At 71.0% G+C, this 1,646-nt stretch carries 2 protein-coding genes; both read right to left on the bottom strand.

The features are described from left to right. The coding region (rseP, locus tag D180_RS11480; RefSeq protein WP_017912904.1) for an RIP metalloprotease RseP at positions 1–838 on the bottom strand (838 nt) is incomplete at its 3' end. 26 nt (positions 839–864) lie between these two features. Then, positions 865–1,646 (bottom strand): 1-deoxy-D-xylulose-5-phosphate reductoisomerase (locus tag D180_RS11475; protein WP_017912903.1); only part of this gene is annotated, 782 nt, incomplete at its 5' end.

Below are 1,646 nucleotides of genomic sequence, written 5' to 3'. Positions count from 1 at the left end.
CGTTGCGCTCGACCTCGATCAGGCCGTTGCCGCCGCCGCGGCCCAGGGCCTGCACCTGCGGCGCGACCTGGTCGGCGCTGGTGATCGGGGTGCCGTCCACCGCCAGCACGCGGTCGCCCGGGCGCAGCACGCCGTCGGCGGCCGAGCCGGCGGTGACGTTGGCGATCACTGCCGGCTGCAGGGTGAAGCGCCAGGTCAGGCCGGCCAGGGTCGGCACCTGCTGTTCGTCGAAGCCGACCGGCAGCTGCGACAGGCGCAGGGTCCGGGTATGGCTGGCGCCGTCCTGCGCGTCCTCGGTCTGCACCGGCACGTCCTCGCGGTCCATGGCGGCGACGGTCAACTGCATGGCGGCCTCGCTCCAGGTGGCGACGTCGCGGTCGCCGACGCGGACGATGCGCTCGCCGGGCTGGAATCCGGCCTGCTGCGCCAGGCCCTCGGCGCGGCCGACGATGGGCGCGTAGTCCTGCTTGCCGATCACGAACATCGCCCAAAGCAACGCCACGCACAGGATCAGGTTGGCGATCGGGCCGGCGGCGACGATGGCGATGCGCTGCCACACGCTCTTGTTGTTGAAGGCCTGCGCGCGCTCGGCCGGGGCCACCTCGCCCTCGCGTTCGTCGAGCATCTTCACGTAGCCGCCGAGCGGAATCGCGGCGATCGCGAACTCGGTGCCGTGGCGGTCGTAGCGCGACCACAGCGGCTTGCCGAAGCCCACCGAGAAGCGCAGCACCTTGACCCCGCAGCGGCGGGCGACCCAGAAATGGCCGAACTCGTGGAAGGTCACCAGGATGCCCAGGCTGACCAGCATCCACCAGATGGAGCCGACGACATTACCCATGCGCGTGGCTCATGGCGGCGTGGGGATCAAGCATGGGCGAAGTGGCGGGCAATGGCGAGTTCGGTGATCTTGCGCGAGTGCGCATCCGCCGCCAGCAACGCGTCCAGGGAATCGGCCGCGACCGCAGGCAGCTCGGTCAGGGCGTTCTCGACCAGCGCAGGAATCGATAGGAAACCGATCCGGCCCTGAAGAAAGGCTGAAACAGCCACTTCGTTGGCCGCGTTCAGGATCGCCGGGGCGCTGCCGCCGGCCTGCATCGCGCGCCAGGCCAGGCCCAGGCAGGGGAAAGCGTCCAGGTCCGGCGCCTCGAAATCCAGCCGGCCCTGCGTCAGCAGGTCCAGCCCGGCGACTCCGGAGGCGATGCGGTCCGGCCAGCCCAGGCCCACCGCCAGGGTGGTGCGCATGTCCGGCAGGCCCATCTGCGCCAGGGTCGAACCGTCGATGAACTCGACCAGCGAGTGCACCAGGCTCTGCGGGTGCACCAGCACCTCGATGCGCTCGGGCGCCAGCGCGAACAGGTGGTGGGCCTCGATCACTTCCAGGCCCTTGTTCATCAACGTCGCCGAATCGACAGAGATCTTCGGCCCCATCGACCACTTCGGGTGCGCCACGGCCTGCGCCGGGGTCACCGCCTGCAGGCGCGCGCGGTCCCAGCCGCGGAACGGGCCGCCGGAGGCGGTCAGCAGCACCCGCCGCACCTCGGCACCGGTCTGGCGCGAGCGCAGGCACTGGAAGATGGCGTTGTGTTCGCTGTCGATCGGGATGATCTCGGCGCCGGCCGCGGCCGCCGCGGCGGTGACCAGTTCGC

The sequence above is a fragment of the Xanthomonas sp. SHU 166 genome (genome assembly GCF_000364685.1).
Classification (GTDB): Bacteria; Pseudomonadota; Gammaproteobacteria; order Xanthomonadales; family Xanthomonadaceae; genus Xanthomonas_A; species Xanthomonas_A sontii.
The sequence above is the reverse complement of the archived record's forward strand: the minus strand, read 5'-3'. Positions and strand labels throughout refer to the sequence as shown.